Origin of the sequence: Antarctobacter aquimaris, from assembly GCF_900184945.1 — a bacterium.
Classification (GTDB): Bacteria; Pseudomonadota; Alphaproteobacteria; order Rhodobacterales; family Rhodobacteraceae; genus Maliponia; species Maliponia aquimaris.
Window position 1 is genome coordinate 12,708 of the sequence record NZ_FXYF01000028.1, and the last position, 20,013, is coordinate 32,720.

The window sequence follows — 20,013 nt, forward strand, 5'->3', positions numbered from 1 at the left end:
CCGATTGGGGGATCGGCCCCATGGGCCGCGCGCCGCGCGTGCGGTAGGACGGAAACCAGAGGCCGCCCGAGGCCCCGGTCCGCGCCGCCAGAGGAGTCCCCGGATGCGCCCGCGCCTGCCCCTGCCATGTCGCGCCCTGCTGTGCGTTCTTCCGATGAATGCCCCGGCAGACACCCCGACCCCCGCGCCAAAACCGCGGGTCGCGCAGGCCGAGGCCGGACAGGTCGGGCTGGTCAGCGGCACCTATGTCGGGACCTGGGTGGATGGCCGGCGGCTTGTCGTCACCGCGCAGATGCTCACGCAGGACATGATCACCCTGCAACGGCATGCCTATTCCTCTGCGCCCGTCACCTTTCGCAGGGTCGCGCCCACGCTCTTCCAGGACCGCGACGGCAACACGCTGACCCTGGTGTCCCCGGTCCACCTGGTCTGGCGTGACCTCCGGGGGCGGACGCCGGTCAGCTATGCCCGCGAAGAGTGACCCGCCCCCCGGGCCGCGTCACGCCACCGGCGACTTCTCGCGAATGCTCCGGCGCAGCCAGCCGGCCAGGACCGACTGCTCCGGCGCCAGTTGTTCGGCACAGCCGCCGGTGAACTCGTGAAAGGCCTCGGCGTTCAGCGGGTTCAGGCCGACCAGGACCGGCAGGTCCAGCGCCAGCGCATCGGCGATCAACGGTCGGAAACCGCGCCCGCCGGCCTCGTGCTTGCCGAACTTGTTGACGATCAGGCAATCGCTCTGCGGCAGGCGCGCCTGCACCAGGCCAACCGCCGTTTCCAGCGCTTCGGGGTCCAGCCGGCAGCCGCGCGCCTCGGCCCCGAGGCTCTGGGAAATCCGGATCACCGGCCCCTCGGGCAGCACGATCACGTCCATGTCGCAGGGGCCGCTGCCCGGACATTCAGTGTTGACCTGGGCCGTGCCCGCCGGGGCATAGCCGTCGACGATCATGGCAGAGGCGACCCCGCGCAGCAGCAGGTCGGTGTCGCCGCGCCCGGGGGCCATGGTGTATGCAATCTTCATCGTGATCCTCATGTCATGCGTAATGGCAGGAACTCGACCAGCGCGCCTTGCGGCAGATGGTCGGCGTCCGCCGGCAAAAAGACAAGCCCGTCGGAGGCGCACAGCGCCCCGACCTGGCCCGAGTGGACGGCTTCGCCGCAATCGGCGGTTTCGCGGCCGTGGCCGTCGATCCCGACCAGCGCCGCCGCGCGGATTTCGCAGCGCCCCGGCTTGCGGTGCAGCGGATGGGCCAGGACCACATGCCGCCGCGTCCCGACCGGCGCCGCCAGGCCCGACAGGTGGCCCAGGATCGCCTCGCCGAACAGGGTCCAGGTCACGAAGGCCGACTGCGGGTTGCCGGGCAACCCCAGCCACAGGGCCCTGTCCAGCCGGCCGAAGGCGACCGGCTTGCCCGGCTTGATCGCCACCCCGGCAAAGACCTCGCGCCCGTCCAGGGCCCGGACCGCGCCGCGCAGGTGATCCTCCTCACCCACCGAGACGCCGCCGGTGGTGATGACCAGGTCGGCGCCCCGGGATGCCCGCTCCAGCGCGGCGCGGATCCCGCCCGGCGAATCCGGCACCGTCTCGACGGCCACCAGGTCGATGTCGGGGCGGGCCAGCATGGCCCGCAGCATCGGCGTGTTGACGTCCCAGATGTCCGCCGCCCCCAGGCCCTGCCGGCCGGGTGCGGCGACTTCGCTGCCGGACACCAGCAGCGCCACGCGCAGCCGCCGCCGCACGACCAGGTGGGCATGGCCGCTGGCGGCCGCGGCGGCGATGGCGCGGGGGCTGACAGGTAGGCCGGCGGCGACGATCTCGCCGCCCTGCCGCCGCTCTTCGGCCCGAAAACGGATGTTTTCATGCGCCGCCGGTCGGCGATGCAGCACGATCTGGCGCGGGCCGCCATCGATCTCTTCCTGCATGACGACGCAATCCGCCCCGGCGGGCAGCGGCGCGCCGGTAAAGATGCGGGCGGCGGAACCGGGCGGCAGCGGGCTGACCGCCGCCTCGCCGGCCGCGCAGCGCAGGGCGACGGGCAGGCGCCAGGGGCCGGGACCGGCCAGGTCGGAGCGTCGCAGCGCGTAGCCGTCCATCGCCGCGTGATCAAAGCGCGGCATGTCCGACAGGGCCAGCACCGGCTCGGCCAGCACACGCCCGCGCGCCTCGGCGAGGCCGACCCGCACGGTCCCGGACACGGGCGCGACATGCGCCGCGATGCGGTCCAGCGCCTCGTCGATGCTGACGATGCCCGCGCTCGGGTCGGCCGCATCGCAGCCGCAGGCAAGGCCGGTGATGGTCTGAACATAGGTCATTGCGAAGGCTTTCGGTTGAGAGGGAGGCGGCGGCGCGTTCAGGCGACGAAGGGGTCATTCAGGCCGCGCCGCCGCAGCATGGCCTTGCGCAGCACGCCCAGGTCGGCCGACCGGAGCCTGACCCGCGCCAGAGGCAACAGGATGGCGTTTTCCAGGATCAGGTGCCGGCGCGTCGCCGCGGCCAGGTCGCGCAGCGGGTCGCGCAGCCGGTCCGGCACCCTGGCCGTGTCGGCGATCGCGACCAGCCCGGCGACGACCGAACGCTGGTGCGTTTCGATCTCGCCGTGCTCGCGGGCCAGCCGCCGCGCCAGGCGCGGCAGCTCATCCTCAGGTTCGGCGCGTTTCAGGATAAGCGGCATCAGGTCGTCGTCCTCGTCGGCCAGCAGGTCCGGCAGTTCCTGCCTCAGGTAGTCCAGCAGCGCCACCACCGCGTCCGACTCGGGGCCGGTGCTGTCGGCAAGCCGGTCCATTTCCGCGCACATGGTGCGCAACCGCAGGTGATCCTCGGCGATGAAGTCGATCGGGTTGCGCAGCAGCCGGACGCTGGTCGGCGACTTGCCGTCGGGGGTCCGGTGGTCAGCAGGGCCGGTCTTCATGCGCGGCGCTCCCGGGAGGGGCCGGTCGGAGGTCCGCGCCGGAGATCTCCGCGGACGCAACCAGGGTTTGCACGAAGTCCCGGGCCATGCGGTCCCAGGCTGCCTTTTCCATCGCCTCGCGGATCTTGGGACGCACGGCATCGTAGGGCAGCACGGCGCCGGGTGCGACGGCATCCATCCGGATGATATGCCAGCCGTGGCGCGTCAGGACGGGATCCGCCGTGATCTCGCCCTCGGACAGGCTGCGAAGGACGGCTTCGAACTCGGGCACGGTGTCGCCCGGGCTCAACTGGCCCAGCGCGCCCCCGCCCGCCCCGGAGCCGCATTCGCTGGTCTCGCGTGCGAGGCGGGCAAAGGCTCCGGGATCGCTGTGTGCCCGGCGTGCCAGGTCGACGGCGCGGGCATGGGTGGCCTGACGGGCGTCCGGGTCACGCGGGTCGCAGGCCACCAGGATGTGCGACACCTCCCACAGCGGCGGCGCGCGAAAGCGCTGCGGGTCGCGCTCCCATTCGGCACGCACCTCCGCATCGCCGGGCGGCGCGACCGCGACCGCCTCGGCGAGAAGGCCCCGGACAAGGGCCTCCTCCTCGGTTTCCCAGCGGCCGGGGCCGACTTCTTCCGGTCGGGCCTCGATCCCCCGGGCCCGGGCTTCCTGCAGCAGCAGTGTCCGGATGGCGACCGCGTTGGCGGCCTTGCGCCAGGCGATGCCGGGCTTGCCCTTGGGGCCACTGTGGTTCTGGGCCTCCGCCGCGACCAGCGCGGCGGGGACAGTTTCGCCGTTGACGACGAGAGTGGGAAACAGCGCGCTCATCGGGCTTACTCCGCCGGGGCCCGACGGGCGGAGGACTTGCCCCCCGACCGGGCGGCGGCCTGTGCTGCGGTCGTCACGTTGCGCGCGCGCGGCAGCGCGGTCTGGCGGCGCGAACGCACGATCTGGTATCCGCGCCGCGTCACGAGATAGCGAAAGACTGCCGCGAACCCGGACCAGATGTGCACCAGCCGCGTGAACGGGAACAGCATGGTGATGATCAGGCCAAGGAAGATGTGCAGCTTGTACAGCCAATGCACGTCGACCACCGTGACCCAGGCGTTGATGTTCCACGACACCACGCTCTGCGACCACATCATGAAGCGCACCATCTCGGAGCCGTCCATGTGTTGCAGGGTCTGCGTGATGGTCAGGAGGCCGATCGCCAGCTGGAGCCAGATCAGCACCATGATGACGATGTCCGCATGGCTCGAGGTCGCGCGGATGCGGGGGTCGGTCAGGCGCCGGTGCAGCAGCATGGTGCCGCCGATCAGCGCGGCGATCCCGGCGGGTCCGCCGATCAGCACCGCCATCCACTGCTTGAGCGCGTAGGGAACCCCCAGCGCGTCCAGGACCCAGATCGGCGTGAACAGCCCGACGAGGTGCCCGAAGAACACCGTCAGGATGCCGACGTGGAACAGGATCGAGCCCAGGATCAGCTGCTTGCGCCGCAAGAGCTGGCTCGATGAGCTTTTCCAGGTGAACGGATCACGCTCGTACCGCGCGATCGAACCCACCAGAAAGATCGTCAGCGCGACATAGGGCATCACGCCGAAGATGGCAAAGTTCAGGTCGAAGTCGCTAAACATGGTTCGGATCTCCTATTCGGCCGCTTGCCGCAGAGAGGGAGTGACGGGGACATCCATCCGCGCCAGCAGGTCGCGGGTGGCGGGGCATCCGGCATTGGGATCGGGGCCGAAACGGACCTCGGACTCTTCCCAGACCTTGTCGAGCGCCTCGAGGTCGTCCGGGTCGATCTCCGGCTCTTCCAGCAACTCGGCCACGGCCGCCTTGTCGGCCTTTGCCCCGGACAGCTGCAAAAGAGCGGCGAACGCGGCGCCATAGGGGCTGTCACGCCGGACCAGCCGGGCGTTCAGGGCCTCCAGGATGTGCGCCGCGTCCGCCAGTATGCCTTGCGCCTCCGCGAAGGGTCGGAGGGCAAGGAACTCCAGCAGCAATGGCAGGTGGTCGGGCAGCTCGGTCGTGACCGGCTCGAACCCCGCCGAGCGGTAGGTTTCCAGCAGGTCGACCATCGCGCCGCCGCGGTCCCGGCTTTCGCCGTGGACATGCTCGAACAGGTTCAGCGACAGCGTGCGCGACCGGTCGAACAGGCCGACATAGGTCTCCTGCAGGTCATAGATGTCGCGCCCGCCCAGCTCCTCCACGAGCGGGCGCAACGCCCGACGCGCGGCCGCCGTCAGCCGGGGTTCGGAGGCAAGCACGCCCCCGATCTCCGGCATGGCGGCCTGCAACTCCTGCGTCGGGTAGCTCAGGATCAGCGAGAGGGATTTCAGGGTACGGTCCATCATGACTTCATGGCCTCCGGCATGTTGAGGGGACGCTTGGACTTGCCGAAGAGCGACGCCTTGGACGTGCCCGTCGAACAGCCGTTGCCATCGGTGAAACCGCAGCCGCCCTTGATGTCGTAGGCGACCTCGACCTGCTCGCGGTGCGTCGTCGGGATGACGAAACGGTCCTCGTAGTCGGCCAAGGCCATGATCTTGTACATGTCCTCGATCACCCGGCCCGACAGGCCGACGCGCGCGGCGATGGCCTCGTCGCGGACGCCCTCGATGGTCTTGGTGCGCATGTAGGCGCGCATCGCCAGCATCCGTTCCAGCGCGGTCACCACCGGTGCCTCGTCGCCCGCCGTCAACATGTTGGCGAGGTACTTCACCGGGATGCGCAGGTCGCGCACGTTGGGCATCGCGTTCTCGGTGCCGATCTTTCCGGCCTCGGCGGCGTTCTGGATCGGCGACAGCGGCGGGATGTACCACACCATCGGCAGCGTCCGGTACTCGGGGTGCAGCGGAAAGGCGACCTTCCACTCCATCGCCATCTTCCAGATCGGGCTTTCCTGCGCGCCCTTGATCCAGTCCTCGGGGATGCCGTCGGCGCGCGCCGTCTCGATCACCACCGGGTCGTTCGGGTCAAGGAAGACATCGAGCTGCGCATCATAGAGGTCGGTCGTCCTTTCGACGCTGGCGGCCTCTTCGATCTTGTCGGCGTCATACAGCATCACGCCCAGGTAGCGGATGCGGCCGACGCAGGTTTCCGAGCAGACCGTGGGGTTGCCGGATTCGATGCGGGGATAGCACAGGGTGCATTTCTCCGACTTGCCGGTCGACCAGTTGTAATAGACCTTCTTGTAGGGGCAGCCGGACACGCACATCCGCCAGCCGCGGCACTTTTCCTGGTCGATCAGGACGATGCCGTCCTCCTCGCGCTTGTAGATCGCGCCCGATGGGCAGGACGCGGCGCAGGCCGGGTTCAGGCAGTGTTCGCAGAGCCGGGGGAGATACATCATGAAGGTGTTCTCGTACTCCCCGTAGATCTCCTTTTGCACCCCTTCAAAGTTGTAGTCGGCCGAGCGCTTGGAGAATTCCCCGCCCAGGATTTCCTCCCAGTTCGGACCCTTCTCGATCTTCTCGATCCGCTCGCCGGTGATCTTGGAATAGGGGCGCGCCGTGGGGAACGCCTCCATTTCCGGGGCCGACTTCAGGTGGTCATGGTCGAAATCGAACGGCTCGTAGTAGTCGTCGATCTCGGGCAGGTCCGGGTTGGCAAAGAGGTTGGACAGGATCCGCCACTTGCTGCCCTGCCTGGGCTGAAGCTTGCCCGCCTTGGTCCGCTCCCAGCCGCCTTTCCACTTGTCCTGGTTTTCCCAGTCGGTCGGATAGCCGGTGCCGGGCTTTGTCTCGACGTTGTTGAACCAGGCGTATTCGACGCCGTCGCGCGTGGTCCAGACGTTCTTGCAGGTGACAGAGCAAGTGTGACACCCGATGCATTTGTCGAGGTTCAGCACCATGCCGATTTGCGCACGAACTCTCATTCTGCGGCCTCCTTCTGGGTCGCGGGTCGATCAAGCCAGTCGACCTTTTTCATTTTCCGCACGACGACGAACTCGTCCCGGTTGCAGCCGACGGTGCCGTAGTAGTTGAAGCCGTAGGACTGGTGGGCGTAGCCGCCGATCATGTGCGTGGGTTTCAGGACAGCGCGGGTGACCGAGTTGTGGATGCCGCCACGCTTGCCGGTCTTTTCCGAACCGGGCGTATTCACGATCTTTTCCTGCGCATGGTACATGAACGTGGTGCCGTCCTTGATCCGCTGGGACACCACGGCCCGCGCGGTCAAGGCGCCGTTCACGTTGTAGAGTTCGACCCAGTCGTTATCGACGATTCCGGCCTTCTTGGCGTCATTCTCGGAGATCCAGATCACCGGACCGCCGCGGTTGAGCGTCAGCATCAGCAGGTTGTCGGAATAGGTCGAATGGATGCCCCATTTCTGGTGCGGCGTGATGAAGTTCAGCACCACGTGGGGAGAGTTGTCGCGGGCGTCGGTGTTGACCTCCTTGGTGATGGTTTTGAGGTCGACCGGCGGGCGGTAGGACATCAGCCCCTCGCCAAAGGCGCGCATCCACAGGTGATCCTGGTAGAGCTGCTGCCGCCCCGTCAGGGTCCGCCAGGGGATCAGCTCGTGCACGTTGGTGTAACCGGCGTTGTAGCTGACCTTCTCGCTCTCGATGCCCGACCAGGTGGGCGAGGAGATGATCTTGCGCGGTTGCGCCGCGATGTCGTGAAAGCGGATCTTGTTGTGATGCTCACCTTCGGCCAGGTGCGCGTGTTCGCGTCCGGTGTTCTGCTCCAGCGCCTCCCAGGCCTTGACGGCGACATTGCCGTTGGTCTCGGGGGCCAGCATCAGGATGACCTCGCAGGCGTCGATCGCCGTCTCGATCTTGGGCCGGCCCTCGGCCGGGCCGTCCAGCTTGACGCCGTTCAGCGCGGCGAGGCCGTCGATTTCCTCCTGCGTGTTCCAGCTGATGCCCTTGCCGCCGTTGCCGAGCTTGTCCATAAGCGGACCCAGCGCGGTGAAACGTTCGCCGATGGCGGTGTAGTCCCGTTCCACGACGATGAAGGCAGGCGCGGTCTTGCCCGGAATGAGGTCACATTCGCCCTTCTTCCAGTCCCGCACCTGGTCCTGCGCGATCTCGGCCGGCATGTCGTGCAAGAGCGGCAGCGCGACGATGTCGGTCTCCTTCCCGAGGATCTCGGGCGCGACTTCCTGCACCTTGTAGGCCAGCGCCTTGAAGATCTCGAAGTCCGACTTCGACTCATACGCCGGGTCCACCGCCGCCTGAAGCGGGTGGATGAACGGGTGCATGTCGCTGGTGTTCATGTCGTCCTTTTCGTACCAGGACGCCGTCGGCAGCACGATGTCGGAGTAGACCGCCGTCGTGGACATGCGGAAGTCGATGGTCACCAGCAGGTCGAGTTTGCCCTCCGGGGCCTTGTCGTGCCACTTGGCTTCCTTCGGCAGGGTCCGGCCCTCTTTGCCCAGGTCATGGCCCAGCACGCCGTGGTCGGTGCCCAGGAGGTGCTTGAGGAAGTACTCATGCCCCTTGCCGGACGAGCCCAGCAGGTTCGACCGCCAGACGAACAGGTTGCGCGGCCAGTTGGCCGGATCGTCCGGATCCTCGCAGGACATCTCCAGGTCGCCCGACTTCAGCTGCTGCGCGACGTAGGCCGGGATCTCCATGCCTGCCGCCTTGGCCGCCTTGGCCACCTGCAGCGGGTTGGTCTTGAGCTGCGGCGCGGAGGGCAGCCAGCCCATGCGTTCGGCGCGGATGTTGTAGTCGATCAGGGAGATGTCCCAGTCGCCTTCGGGGGCGGTGGGTGACAGGATTTCCCCGGCGGTCAGCGTCTCGTAGCGCCACTGGTCGGTGTGCGCGTACCAGGCCGAGGTCGCGTTCATGTGCCGCGGCGGGCGGCCCCAGTCCAGCGCAAAGGCCAGCGGTGCCCAGCCGGTCTGCGGGCGCAGCTTTTCCTGGCCCACGTAATGCGCCCAGCCGCCACCGGACTGGCCCACGCAGCCGCACATCACCAGCATGTTGATGACGCCGCGATAGTTCATGTCCATGTGGTACCAGTGGTTCATCGCCGCGCCGATGATGACCATCGACTTGCCTTTCGTCTTTTCGGCGGTATCGGCGAATTCGCGGGCGACGTGGATGATCTTGTCGGCGGACACACCAGTGATCTTCTCGGCCCACTTGGGCGTGCCGGGCACGTCCTCGTCGTAGGACTTGGCGACCCAGTCGCCGCCCAGGCCCCGGTCCAGCCCGTAGTTGGCGCAGAACAGGTCGAACACCGTGGCGACCAGCACCTCGCCGTCGACGGTCTGCACGCGCTTGACGGGCAGGTTCCGGGTCAGGATGTCGGGACGGGTGTCGCCGGTGGTGAACGCCTCGGTCGCAGCGCCCCCGAAGTAGGGGAAATCGACGCCGCGGATGTCGTCGTGGTCATCGTCGAGGACCAGCGACATCTGCAACTTGGCGTCGGCACCGTTGGCTTTTTCCTCGAGGTTCCATTCGCCCTTTTCGCCCCAGCGGTAGCCGATGGCGCCATTCGGCGACACCAGCGTGCCGGTGGTCTCGTCAAAGGCGACGGTCTTCCATTCCGGGTTGTTGTCCTCGCCCAGCTTGCCATCCAGGTCGGCGGCGCGCAGGAAGCGGCCCGGCACAAGACGACCGTCCTTTTCATCCAGCCGCACCAGCATCGGCATGTCGGAATACTTGCGGCAGTAGTCCTCGAAGTACTCGGCCTGACGGTCGATGTGGAATTCGCGCAGGATGACGTGGCCAAAGGCCATGGCCAGCGCCGCGTCGGTGCCCTGCTTCACGTTCAGCCAGACGTCGGCGAACTTGGACGCCTCGGAATAATCGGGGCATATCACCGCCGACTTGGTGCCCTTGTAGCGCACTTCGGTGTAGAAATGGGCGTCCGGCGTCCGCGTCTGCGGCACGTTCGAGCCCCAGAGCAGAAGGTAGCTGGAGTTGTACCAGTCGGCCGATTCCGGCACGTCGGTCTGCTCACCCCAGGTCATCGGCGATGCGGGCGGCAGGTCGCAGTACCAGTCGTAGAACGACATGCAGACGCCGCCCATCAGCGACAGGTAACGCGAGCCGGCGGCATAGCTGACCATCGACATGGCCGGGATCGGCGAAAAGCCGAAGATCCGGTCCGGGCCGTAGGTCTTGGCGGTGTAGGCGTTGGCGGCGGCGGTCAGCTCGGTCGCCTCGTCCCAGGAGGCGCGGACAAAGCCGCCCAGGCCGCGCTTCGTCGTATACGACGCGCGCAGGATCGGGTCGGACTGGATCGCGGTCCAGGCCTCGATCGGGGTCTTGGTCTTGCGCATCTCGCGCCACAGCTTCATCAGCCTTGCGCGGATCAGCGGCGTCTTCACCCGGTTGGCGCTGTAGAGATACCAGCTGTAGGACGCACCACGGGCGCAGCCGCGCGGTTCGTGGTTGGGCAGGTCGGGCCGCGTGCGCGGATAGTCGGTCTGCTGCGTCTCCCAGGTGACGATGCCGGACTTGACGTAGATCTTCCACGAGCACGAGCCGGTGCAGTTCACGCCATGTGTCGAGCGGACGATCTTGTCGTGCCGCCAGCGGTTTCTGTAGGTATCTTCCCAGGCCCGGTCCTCGTTGGTGACCTGACCGTGGCCGTTGGCGAACTCTTCCAGCGTGTTGGACTGGAGAAAGTTCAATCTGTCGAGCAGATGGCTCATCTGGCTGTCCTTTCCTGTTTCAGGGGACGGGCGGCGACGCGGGCCGCCCGGCCATGCATTTCGATCATTCGGCGGGCTGCGCAGCGGCGCTGCCACGCAAGCCCCGGTTTTTTTCGACGGCGTGGAGCAGCCCGCCCGGGCGCGTGTAGACGACCCAGGTGATGACAAGGCAGATCACGTAGAACACCAGGAACCCCCAGAGCGCCGCCACCGGTCCGCCGGTCATCGCGATCGAGGTGCCGTAGGCCTTGGGGATGAAGAAGGCGCCGTAGGCCGCGATGGCCGAGGTGAAGGCGATGATGGCGGCGCTTTCGCGCTCGGCCTGCTTGCGCTGGGCGTCGCCCTGAAGCTGCGGCATCAGCCGCGGCACTTCCTGTGCCATGATCGCGGGGATCATCTGGAAGGTGGACGCGTTGCCCACGCCGGTCAGGAAGAACAGCGCCATGAAGGCCGCGAAGAAGGCCAGGAAGCTGCCCGCACCCAGCGAGGCGATGACACCGAACACCGCGACGATCATCCCGGCGAACACCCAGAAGGTCACGCGGCCGCCGCCCCACTTGTCCGAGACCCAGCCCGTCGCGGCGCGGCTCAGCGCCCCAACCAGCGGACCAAGGAAGACGTATTGCAAGGCATTCACGTCCGGGAAGGCGATCTTGGTCAGCAGCGGGAAGCCCGCCGAGTAGCCGATGAAGCTGCCGAAGGTGCCGGTATAGAGGATGCACATCAGCCAGTTCTGCTTGCGGCTGAAGATGATCGCCTGCTCGCGGAAGCTGGCCCTTGCGTCGGCGATGTCATTCATGCCCAGCCAGGCCGCGACCGTGGCGACCAGGATGAACGGCACCCAGACAAAGCCGGCGTTCTGCAGCCACAGTTCCTCGCCCGTGTTCAACTGCACCGGCGCGCCGCTCATCGCGCCAAAGACGCTGGCGGTGATGACGATCGGCACCAGGAACTGCATCACCGACACACCGAGGTTGCCAAGACCCGCGTTCAGCGCCAGCGCGTTGCCCTTTTCCGCCTTCGGGAAGAAGTAGGCGATGTTGGCCATCGACGAGGCAAAGTTGCCGCCGCCAAAGCCGCAGAGCAGCGCAAGCGTGAGGAAGATCAGGTAAGGCGTATCCGGGTTCTGCACGGCATAGCCGATGCCCATGGCGGGCAGCAGCAGCGAGGCGGTCGAAAGCGTCGTCCAGAGACGTCCGCCAAAGATCGGCACCATGAAGCTGTAGAAGATGCGCAGCGTCGCGCCCGACAGGCCAGGCAGGGCCGCCAGCCAGAACAGCTGGCTCGTGGTGAAGTCGAAGCCGATGGCGGGAAGCTTGGCCACGACCATCGACCAGACCATCCAGACCGAGAAGGCCAGCAGAAGCGCCGGGATCGAGATCCACAGGTTGCGGCGTGCCACGGCGCGACCCTTTTTCGCCCAGAAGTCGGCGTCCTCGGGGCGCCAGTCGTCCAGCACGCGCGGCATCGCGGTCTTTGCCGGGTCGTGGATTTCCTGCATCTCGGGCAGCGCTGGCAGTTGGTCCAGCATTGTGCCGTGAGCCCGGCGTTCCATCGCCCGGACAGACAGGTGCATCCAGCCCAGCGAGACGGCGACAAGGCCGAAGAGGATCGCGAAACACGAGGTATAGACGCCGGTCAGGTCCAGCGTGGCGCCGAAAATGATGGGCAGGATGAAACCGCCCAGGCCGCCGATCATGCCCACCAGGCCGCCAACGGCGCCCACGTGGCGGGGATAGTAGACCGGGATGTGCTTGAACACCGCCGCCTTGCCGAGGCTCATGAAGAAGCCCAGCGTGAACAGCAAGGCGATGAACGGCCAGAAGCTCATCGAGGTCGAGAAGGAGATCGGTCCATCCTTGCCCTGGATGACGTAGTCCGTCGGCGGGTAGGACAGCATGAACAGCAGCACCAGCGAGAACCCGAAGGTCCAGTACATCACCTGGCGCGCGCCGAACTTGTCGGACAGGTGGCCGCCATAGGCACGGAACAGGCTGGCCGAGAGGCTGAACGAGGCTGCCGCCATGCCTGCCGTCTTCACGTCGACGCCATAGACGTCGATCAGGTAGTGCGGCATCCACAGCGCAAGCGCGACGAAGGCACCGAACACGAAGAAGTAGTAGAGCGAGAAGCGCCAGACCTGGAGGTTCTTCAGCGGCGCGAACTGCTGGGCCAGTGTGGGTGCCTTGGCGCCCTTCTGCCGGCGCTCCACCAGTTCGGGATCGTCCTTGGCCAGGAGGAAGAAGACCACGGCCATGATGACCAGGCCAGCCGACCACGCGTAGGCGACGCCGTGCCAGCCATAGGCCACCATGACGAAGGGCGCGACGAACTTGGTGACGGCAGCGCCGACGTTGCCCGCGCCGAAGATGCCCAGCGCGGTGCCCTGGTGGCCGGCATCGTACCAGCGGCTGACATAGGCCACGCCGATGATGAAGGACCCGCCGGCAAGGCCGATCCCAAGCGCGGCGATCAGGTACATCACATAGCTGTCTGCCAGCGTCAGCGCCCAGGTGGCCAGCGCGGTCAGCAGCATCTGCGCGGTGAAGACTAGCCGCCCGCCATATTTCTCGGTCCACACGCCCAGGAACAGGCGTGTCACCGAACCGGTCAGAATGGGTGTCGCAACCAGAAGGCCGAACTGGGACTCGGTCAGTCCCAGTTCGCCCTTGATGGCGACACCGATGATGGAAAAGATCGTCCAGACCGCGAAGCAGGCGGTGAAGGCGATCGTGCTCAGCCCAAGGGCGCGGTTCTGGTCCGCGCGCGAGGCTGTGGCTACGGTCTGCATGGCAGGGCCTCCGGCAAGAATAGCATTGAAACCCCCTGAGGGATCGCCACAACCCCTGCCGCCTTCGCTGCGCGAAAAACTTGATTCAGATCAGACGCCCGCAATAGGGTCAGCAAAATAAATGACTTACCCAAAAAGGTCACGCCGATGGCAGCCCCACATCAAGTCACGAACACACAAATGCAAAGCCGAAGATTGACATTTATCAATGGGTGAAGCGAAACTTGTCGCCGCAACCTGTGAGGTCCCTTCCCCGACATGCCCGAGTCGTACTATCCCGAAATCCGCAAGCTGCACCTGTTCGCCGACATGGCCGAGGACAGCTTTCGCGGCCTGCTGCGCGGCGCCTACGTGCAGAACTTCCCGCCCCAGGTGGACCTGATCCAAGAGGGCGACCCCAGCGACTTCCTGCACATCGTCGTGTCGGGCTCGGTCGAGCTGTATTCGTCGTGGAACGGGCGGGAAACCAGCATGGCCATCGTGCGCCCGATCTCCACCTTCATCCTGGCCGCGACGATCCGCGATGCGCCCTACCTGATGTCCGCGCGCACGCTGGAGAAAAGCCGAATCGTGCTGCTGCCCAGCCAGGACGTGCGCGAGATCTTCGCCGTCGACCCGGAGTTCGCCCGCGCCATCGTGACGGAACTGGCGCAGTGCTACCGGTCGGTCGTGAAGAACACCAAGGACCTGAAGCTGCGCACCTCGCTGGAACGCCTGGCCAACTACCTGCTGCGCCAGCAGCAGAGGTCCGGCGGCGCGCCGGCCTTTGATCTGCCGATCGAAAAGCGACGGCTGGCCTCGTTCCTGGGCATGACGCCGGAAAACCTCAGCCGGGCGTTCAAGGCGCTCCAGGCCTACGGGGTCGAGGTCGACGGCAACCGGATCAGCCTCCAGGACCAGGGCGACCTCTCGAAGTTCGCAAAGCCCAACCCGCTGATCGACGATCACAAGACCTGACACCGTGTTGCGGCCACCGCGGGCCGGTCTTCAGGCCAGCGGATCGACGCCGAACAGCAGCGGATGCGCCCAAAGCAGCGCGGCGTACAGCGCCAGCCCCAGCCCCAGCCGAAGGGCCAGCCGCGGCTCGCCGCGCCAGGATGCGGACCGTGGCGCGGCCCTGACCGCCTGCACCAGCCGGGTCCAGTCGGGGCCCATGTCTGCGCGCTTGCGCCGGTCGACCAGCCGCATGCCCAGCAGCGAGAACCCCGCGAAGGTGCCGAACAGCGCGACATGCGCCAGGTCGCCGTTGGCCAGCAGGTGCGCCGCCGACCACAGCGCCAGCGCGGTCAGGACCGGGTGGCGCGTCCAGCGCACGATGCCGGGGCGCGTCGGGTCAAAGCGGTCATTCCACGCGCCGCCAAAGGACAGCGGGTTGGGCCGGCCCAGTGCCAAAGCCAGCAGCAGGCAGACCGCCAGCATGACCGCGATCACCACCACGTTCTGCCAGGGCGCCCAGTCCCACAGCGGGACATGGGGCGCGCGGGCCGCCGCGCCGATCAGCCAGGCCAGCACCGCCAGCGACAGGGCCGAATAGGCCAGGCCAAAACCGCGCCGCCCAAGCCGCGCCCGCAACGCAGCGCGCACAGGCGGCCGCAGCGGCAGCGAATGGCTGAGAAAGAAGGCGGCAAAGGCCGCAACGAACTCGATCCAGCCCATCGGTCAGCCCCTCGATGCGGGTTTCGGACGGGCCAGCAGCGGCCCGTAGACCAGGCAAAAGCCGCCGAACGCGCCGATCCAGGCCGCGCCGGACACCGTGTGCAGCCAGCCGGCATGCTGCGGCCACAGCCCCGCGCCCAGCCGGGCCAAAACGGCCAGCACAAGGGCGGCATAGACCGCGACGGTCCCTGCCCCGGCGGTCAGCGGCTGGCCGGTGTGTCCCAGCGTGGCCCGCGTCATGACCGCCAGCGTCATCAGCCCGGTGGCCCCGGCCATCCAGACGTGCTGGGCCGCTGCGCCGCCAAAGGTTCCGGACCACAAGATCTCGGTGGCGAGGGTCAGCGCGCCCAGCGGCAGGAACAGGTAGCCCAGGTGCAGGACGGCGACCAGCGGCTCGGCCAGGGTGCGGTGGCCGCACCAGCGCGCCAGCCGCAGCAGGTGCGCCCCCACCGCCAGGGCCAGCAGCGCGGCGGTCAACGGGCTCTCCGGCAGGGCGACCCAGGCCAGCAGCGCCGCCACCAGCACAAACAGCGCGGCCTTGTCCAGGGTCTGCATCGGCGGCACCGGCAGGCGGCCCGGGGCATGTTTGACCAGCCAGTTGCGGGTGAAGGACGGCACGATCCGCCCGCCGATGACCGCGATCATCAGGATCGCTGCCGCCAGCGCCAGCCGCAGGCCTGCGCCCGAGGCCGCGAAGCCGCCCTGTGCCGCCTCCCAGTGAAACACCGCGTTGCCCGTGGCAAAGACCGCCAGCATCGCCAGCACGACCAGGTTGCGCCAGTTCCGCCCGGCCACGATCTCGCGCGCGATGACGGCGGCCAGGGCGACCGGAAAGACCAGGTCGGCGATGGCAACGGCCAGCGCGGGCAGGTCCGCAGATACCGCCATGGCCAGCCGCCCGGCCAGCCACAGCCCCGCCAACCCGGCCAGCGGCCAGCCGACGACCGGAAACCGCCCGGTCCAGTTCGGCACCGCCGTCAGCAGAAAGCCGGCGATCACCGCACCGAGGTAGCCGAACAGGAATTCATGCGCGTGCCAGGACACCGGGTCCAGCGCAATGGGCAGCACGTCATGGCCTGCCAACATGGCCAGCCATAGCAGCATGGCCAGCACCGCCCAGGCCGCCGCCCCCAGGAAAAAGGGGCGGAAGCCGTATGTGAAAATCGCCGGGCCGCGCCAGCGGCGCAGCTGTTGCATGGATGTCTGAGTCATGATGGTCCTGCCGTACAGTTTCCCCGGGAGAATGGAAACGGGTTTGATTTCCGACCTAATCCTGTGTAATGCGCATCTCAAATACCAAATCAAAGGTGCGACGATGCGGCTCATGTCCTTTACCGATTACGGTCTGCGCGTGCTGATGCGCCTGGCCGGCGAGTCCGGGCGCGCCTTTACCGCCGCCGAACTGGCGGCGGAGTTTCGCGTTTCGCGCGCGCACCTGGCAAAGGTCGTGTCGGCCCTCTCGGCCGCCGGCTGGATCGACACGCGGCGCGGCGGCGGCGGCGGGCTCGCGCTGGCGCGGCCGGCGGCCGAGATCGGCCTGGGCGATGTCGTCGCGCAACTGGAGGCGCAGCAGGCCATCGTGGAATGCTTTTCCCCCGACAGGAACACCTGCACGCTGTCGCCCGGTTGCCGCCTCAAGGCGCGGCTGGCGCGGGCCGAGCGTGCCTTTCTCGACGACCTCAACCTGGGCACGCTGGCGGACTGCGCCCTTCCGCCGCCGCGCCGCTGACGCAAGTGGCGCGCGCGGGGCCATGGCGCCGGCGCTTTCGGTTGCGAACCGGGGACAGGCGCGGCACCCTGACAGCGGGCGCTTCGCCTGGCCGCTTTACCCGGAGATTCCGCGTGGCGTCACCCTTCATCCGCCTGGATATCCGGGCAAGGTCTTGCCCCACGGGACCGCACGCATGACCATGCGGATGGATCGGCGCGGCCTGCTGACGCGGCTCGGCGCGCTGGGGGTTTTGGCGACGGGACCGCGCCGCGCCCTCGCGCAAACCGGCCCGACCGTGGTGATCGGCGCAGGGCTGGCCGGGCTGGCCGCCGCCCGCGCTCTGGCCGACGCGGGCCGCGATGTCATCGTCCTGGAGGCCCGCAACCGGGTGGGCGGGCGTGTCCAGACCTCGCGCCGCTGGCCAGACCTGCCGGTGGACCTGGGCGCGACCTGGATCCACGGCACCCAAGGCAATCCCGTGACCGACCTGGCAAAGGCCGCTGGCGCGAAGGCCGTCGCCACCAGCTACCAGGCCGCCCTCCTGCTGGGGCCGGACGGGGACGAGGTCGACCCGGACCTGCGGGCAGCGGAACGCATCCTCAGCCGCGCACTGGCCGCGACCGAGCGGCTCGACCGCGACGTCTCGGTGATGCAGGCGCTGGAGGCCTCGGCGGACTGGCGCGACGCCGATGCCGCGACGCGGCGGCTGGTGCACTACCTGGTCAACAGCACCCTGGAACAGGAGTACGGCAGCCCGGCCAGCCGCCTCTCGGCCTGGTACGGGCAGGAGGACAAGGGCTTTGACGGCCCCGATGTCTTGTTTCCGCAGGGCTTTGACCAGTTGGCAGAGCACCTGGCGCGCGGGCTGGACATCCGCCTGTCCACCGAGGTGGTCGAGATCGCGCCCGGTGCGCTGCGGCTGTCGAATGGGGCGCGGATGCCGGCGGAGCAGATCGTCTGTACCGTGCCGCTGGGAGTACTGCAAACGGGGCGCATCCGGCTGACGGAGCCCTTGCAGCCCGCGCGACAGGCCGCCATCGAAACACTTGCCATGGGTCTGCTGAACAAATGCGTTCTGCGCTTTGACCGGATCGCCTGGGACGACGATGTCGACTGGATCGGCTGGCTGGGATCGCGTCCGGGCTATTGGGGCGAATGGGTGTCGCTGGGCCGGTCCTTGGGCGCGCCGGTGCTGCTGGGGTTCAACGCCGCCGATCCTGCTGCCGAGATCGAGCGCCTGAACGATGCCGATACCCTTGCAGCCGCGCAGGAGGCGCTGCGAGGGATGTTCGGGTCGCGCTTTCCCGCGCCTCTGGCTGCGCAGGTGACCCGCTGGGGGCAGGACCGCTGGAGCCTGGGCAGCTACAGCTACACCCCGGTCGGCGCGGAGCCTGATACACGTCGTGCCCTGTCCGGCGCGGACTGGGACGGGCAGCTGTGGTTCGCCGGTGAAGCCGCCTCGCCCGAGTATTTCGGCACCACCCACGGTGCGCTTCTCTCCGGGCAGCAAGTCGCGCGGGAGATCCTCGCCAGTTAGCCTGACGCAGGGTCAAGTGACGCGCTTCACGCCCGGACGCCGCGACAGCGGCAGCAGGCCAAAGGCCGACAGGGCGGCAAACAGCGCCCCGGCGAGAAAGGTCCATTGCGCGCCCAGGCTGTCCCACAGCGCCCCGGCGATCACGCTGGCCAGCAGCATTGCCAACCCGGTCACCAGGTTGAACATGCCAAAGGCAGTGCCGCGCAGCTCGGCCGGGACGGCCTCCGCGACCAGCGCGGCCAGCAGCCCCTGGGTAAATCCCATGTGCAGGCCCCAGATCAGCACCCCGGCGGCGAGGCCCGTCAGACCGCCCGCAAAGGCCAGCACCAGGTCGGCGCAGATCAGCAGGCCCAGCCCGAAGGCCAGCAGGCCGATCCGCCCGGTCCGGTCCGACAACGCGCCCACCGGCAAGGCCGACAGCGCGTAGACCGCGTTCATGCCCACGAGGACCAGCGGCACCAGCATCAGGGGCAGGCCCGTGGCCTCAGCCCGCAGGATCAAAAAGGCCTCGCTGAACCGGGCCAGGGTGAACAGCGTCGCGACCGCGGCCACCATCCAATAGGTTCGGCCAAGCAGCCGCAGTTCCGCCCGCGCCAGCGGGTTGCGGACCCGGCGCAAACCCTCGGGCCGGGGCGGCTCGTGCACGGCGAAGAGGATCAGCGCCAGCGCCAGGAAGGCCGGTCCCACGGCGACCCAGAACACGCTCTGAAAGTCGTTGGCAAAGGCCCACATCAGCCCAATGGCGGCCAGCGGGCCGAGGAACGCCCCGAAGGTGTCCAGCGACTGGCGCAGACCAAAGGCCGCGCCGCGCAGCCCGGGCGGGGCGAGGTCCGCCACCAGCGCATCGCGCGGCGCGCCGCGGATGCCCTTGCCCACCCGGTCGATGAACCGCGCCGCCACCAGCCAGCCCAGCGAGGGCGCCAGCGGAAACACCGGCTTGGTCAGCGCGGCAAGGCCGTAGCCCAGCGCCGCCAGTTCCTTGCGCCGACCTAAACGGTCGGACAGCGCGCCGGAGAACACCTTGGTGATGGCCGCCGTTGCCTCGGCGATGCCTTCGATGACACCCACGGCCAGCGCCGTCGCGCCCAGCCCGACCGTCAGATAGACCGGCAGCAGCGCGTGGATCATCTCGGACGAGACATCCATCAGCATCGACACCAGCCCCAGCGCCCAGATGCCGGCGGGCAAGCGGCGCCAGGTGGCCGCTGTCGGGTCCGCGGCAGGGGGGTCGCCCGTTCGTTTCATCCGGTTCACGTCACACCTATTGCGGTCCTGGGGATCATGCCGCGAGTCGCCCTGTCGTAGCACAGTTCGGGACGGCGGGATGCGGTTGCCGCATCGCCACGATCACCGCCCGGACGGCCCGATACCCTCGATCCGTTGCAGCCGGAACGCCATGCCCATGTCGCGGTCGAGGGCGGCGGCCGCAGCCCGGCCCCGGCTGCCATGACGCCCGCCAGGCGGACGGAACCGGAAACGAGCAGGAGGGACCCTGCGCGCCCTCGGGGTGCGCGACTTGTCCCCGGCAGGGTCTGAAACCATGGCCCGCATCTTGCCGTCACCCGCTGTCGCCGGGTCGCCCGCAGCCCCGACGCGCTGGCGATGTTGCGCGCTCTCCGCGAGCGGCTTTTCGAAGGTCCGGACCTGACCCCGCCCAAGGTGCATGCGCCGGAGACACCTAGGGTCAGGACTCATAGCCAGAACATGACGATGGCCGCGAGGGCGCATGCCGAGAGGAAGACTTTCGGGCACCTGTCGTAGCGGGTTGCGATGCGCCGCCAGTCCTTCAGGCGGGCAAAACTGTTCTCGATCTTG

At 68.0% G+C, this 20,013-nt stretch carries 16 protein-coding genes and 1 pseudogene; 4 read left to right on the forward strand and 13 right to left on the reverse strand.

All coding sequences use genetic code 11. The features are described from left to right. The first annotated feature begins 103 nt into the window (after positions 1–103). Positions 104–481, forward strand: coding sequence for a hypothetical protein (locus MAA8898_RS24770; protein ID WP_094023701.1), 378 nt, complete (start codon positions 104–106; stop codon positions 479–481). An 18-nt stretch (positions 482–499) separates the two neighbouring features. Here MAA8898_RS24770 and MAA8898_RS24775 read toward each other — a convergent pair whose 3' ends face one another. The 9 genes from MAA8898_RS24775 to MAA8898_RS24815 form a co-directional block, all read right to left on the reverse strand. Beyond that, positions 500–1,018: a DUF2478 domain-containing protein gene (locus tag MAA8898_RS24775; RefSeq protein WP_094023702.1), complete on the reverse strand. Its 519-nt coding sequence runs from the start codon at positions 1,016–1,018 to the stop codon at positions 500–502. 8 nt (positions 1,019–1,026) lie between these two features. Continuing rightward, the gene (locus tag MAA8898_RS24780; RefSeq protein WP_094023703.1) at positions 1,027–2,310 is read right to left on the reverse strand and encodes a molybdopterin molybdotransferase MoeA; all 1,284 of its coding nucleotides are present in this window, start codon (positions 2,308–2,310) and stop codon (positions 1,027–1,029) included. 38 nt (positions 2,311–2,348) lie between these two features. Continuing rightward, complete coding sequence (locus MAA8898_RS24785; protein WP_094023704.1) at positions 2,349–2,906, reverse strand: hemerythrin domain-containing protein; 558 nt, start codon at positions 2,904–2,906, stop codon at positions 2,349–2,351. After that, the gene (locus MAA8898_RS24790; protein ID WP_094023705.1) at positions 2,887–3,717 is read right to left on the reverse strand and encodes a peptidylprolyl isomerase; all 831 of its coding nucleotides are present in this window, start codon (positions 3,715–3,717) and stop codon (positions 2,887–2,889) included. Before MAA8898_RS24790 ends, MAA8898_RS24785 begins: the two co-directional genes overlap by 20 nt. Positions 3,718–3,722: 5 nt before the next feature. Continuing rightward, complete coding sequence (narI, locus tag MAA8898_RS24795) at positions 3,723–4,523, reverse strand: respiratory nitrate reductase subunit gamma (RefSeq protein ID WP_245853633.1); 801 nt, start codon at positions 4,521–4,523, stop codon at positions 3,723–3,725. Positions 4,524–4,535: 12 nt separating this feature from the next. Then, positions 4,536–5,240 (reverse strand): nitrate reductase molybdenum cofactor assembly chaperone, encoded by a 705-nt coding sequence (gene narJ / locus MAA8898_RS24800; protein ID WP_094023706.1) that lies wholly within the window; start codon positions 5,238–5,240, stop codon positions 4,536–4,538. After that, on the reverse strand, positions 5,240–6,766 hold the full coding sequence (gene narH, locus MAA8898_RS24805) for a nitrate reductase subunit beta (protein ID WP_094023707.1): 1,527 nt from the start codon (positions 6,764–6,766) through the stop codon (positions 5,240–5,242). Before narH ends, narJ begins: the two co-directional genes overlap by 1 nt. Next, positions 6,763–10,503 (reverse strand): nitrate reductase subunit alpha, encoded by a 3,741-nt coding sequence (locus tag MAA8898_RS24810; protein WP_094023708.1) that lies wholly within the window; start codon positions 10,501–10,503, stop codon positions 6,763–6,765. Before MAA8898_RS24810 ends, narH begins: the two co-directional genes overlap by 4 nt. A 64-nt stretch (positions 10,504–10,567) precedes the next feature. Next, positions 10,568–13,294 (reverse strand): nitrate/nitrite transporter, encoded by a 2,727-nt coding sequence (locus MAA8898_RS24815; RefSeq protein WP_094023709.1) that lies wholly within the window; start codon positions 13,292–13,294, stop codon positions 10,568–10,570. Between the two features lie 258 nt (positions 13,295–13,552). Here MAA8898_RS24815 and MAA8898_RS24820 point away from each other — a divergent pair, with 258 nt between their 5' ends. Further along, complete coding sequence (locus tag MAA8898_RS24820; protein ID WP_094023710.1) at positions 13,553–14,251, forward strand: cyclic nucleotide-binding domain-containing protein; 699 nt, start codon at positions 13,553–13,555, stop codon at positions 14,249–14,251. A 30-nt stretch (positions 14,252–14,281) separates the two neighbouring features. Here the strand turns inward: MAA8898_RS24820 and MAA8898_RS24825 are convergent, their stop codons facing one another. Both MAA8898_RS24825 and MAA8898_RS24830 read right to left on the reverse strand, forming a co-directional pair. Further along, a complete protein-coding gene (locus MAA8898_RS24825) occupies positions 14,282–14,950 on the reverse strand; it encodes an NnrU family protein (RefSeq protein WP_094023711.1) in 669 nt (222 codons plus the stop codon). 3 nt (positions 14,951–14,953) lie between these two features. Continuing rightward, positions 14,954–16,162: an NnrS family protein gene (locus tag MAA8898_RS24830; RefSeq protein ID WP_094023712.1), complete on the reverse strand. Its 1,209-nt coding sequence runs from the start codon at positions 16,160–16,162 to the stop codon at positions 14,954–14,956. Positions 16,163–16,265: 103 nt separating this feature from the next. Between MAA8898_RS24830 and MAA8898_RS24835 the strand changes: the two genes are divergently transcribed. Both MAA8898_RS24835 and MAA8898_RS24840 read left to right on the forward strand, forming a co-directional pair. Then, entirely contained in the window at positions 16,266–16,679 is a 414-nt protein-coding gene (locus MAA8898_RS24835) for an Rrf2 family transcriptional regulator (protein ID WP_094023713.1), read from the forward strand. Positions 16,680–16,854: 175 nt separating this feature from the next. Then, on the forward strand, positions 16,855–18,198 hold the full coding sequence (locus MAA8898_RS24840) for a flavin monoamine oxidase family protein (RefSeq protein ID WP_094023714.1): 1,344 nt from the start codon (positions 16,855–16,857) through the stop codon (positions 18,196–18,198). Positions 18,199–18,210: 12 nt separating this feature from the next. Here MAA8898_RS24840 and MAA8898_RS24845 read toward each other — a convergent pair whose 3' ends face one another. Together MAA8898_RS24845 and MAA8898_RS24855 are read right to left on the reverse strand one after the other, a co-directional pair. Beyond that, complete coding sequence (locus tag MAA8898_RS24845) at positions 18,211–19,386, reverse strand: MFS transporter (protein WP_245853634.1); 1,176 nt, start codon at positions 19,384–19,386, stop codon at positions 18,211–18,213. Between the two features lie 503 nt (positions 19,387–19,889). Then, positions 19,890–20,013, reverse strand: a pseudogene (locus tag MAA8898_RS24855) (IS5/IS1182 family transposase); the annotation flags it as partial.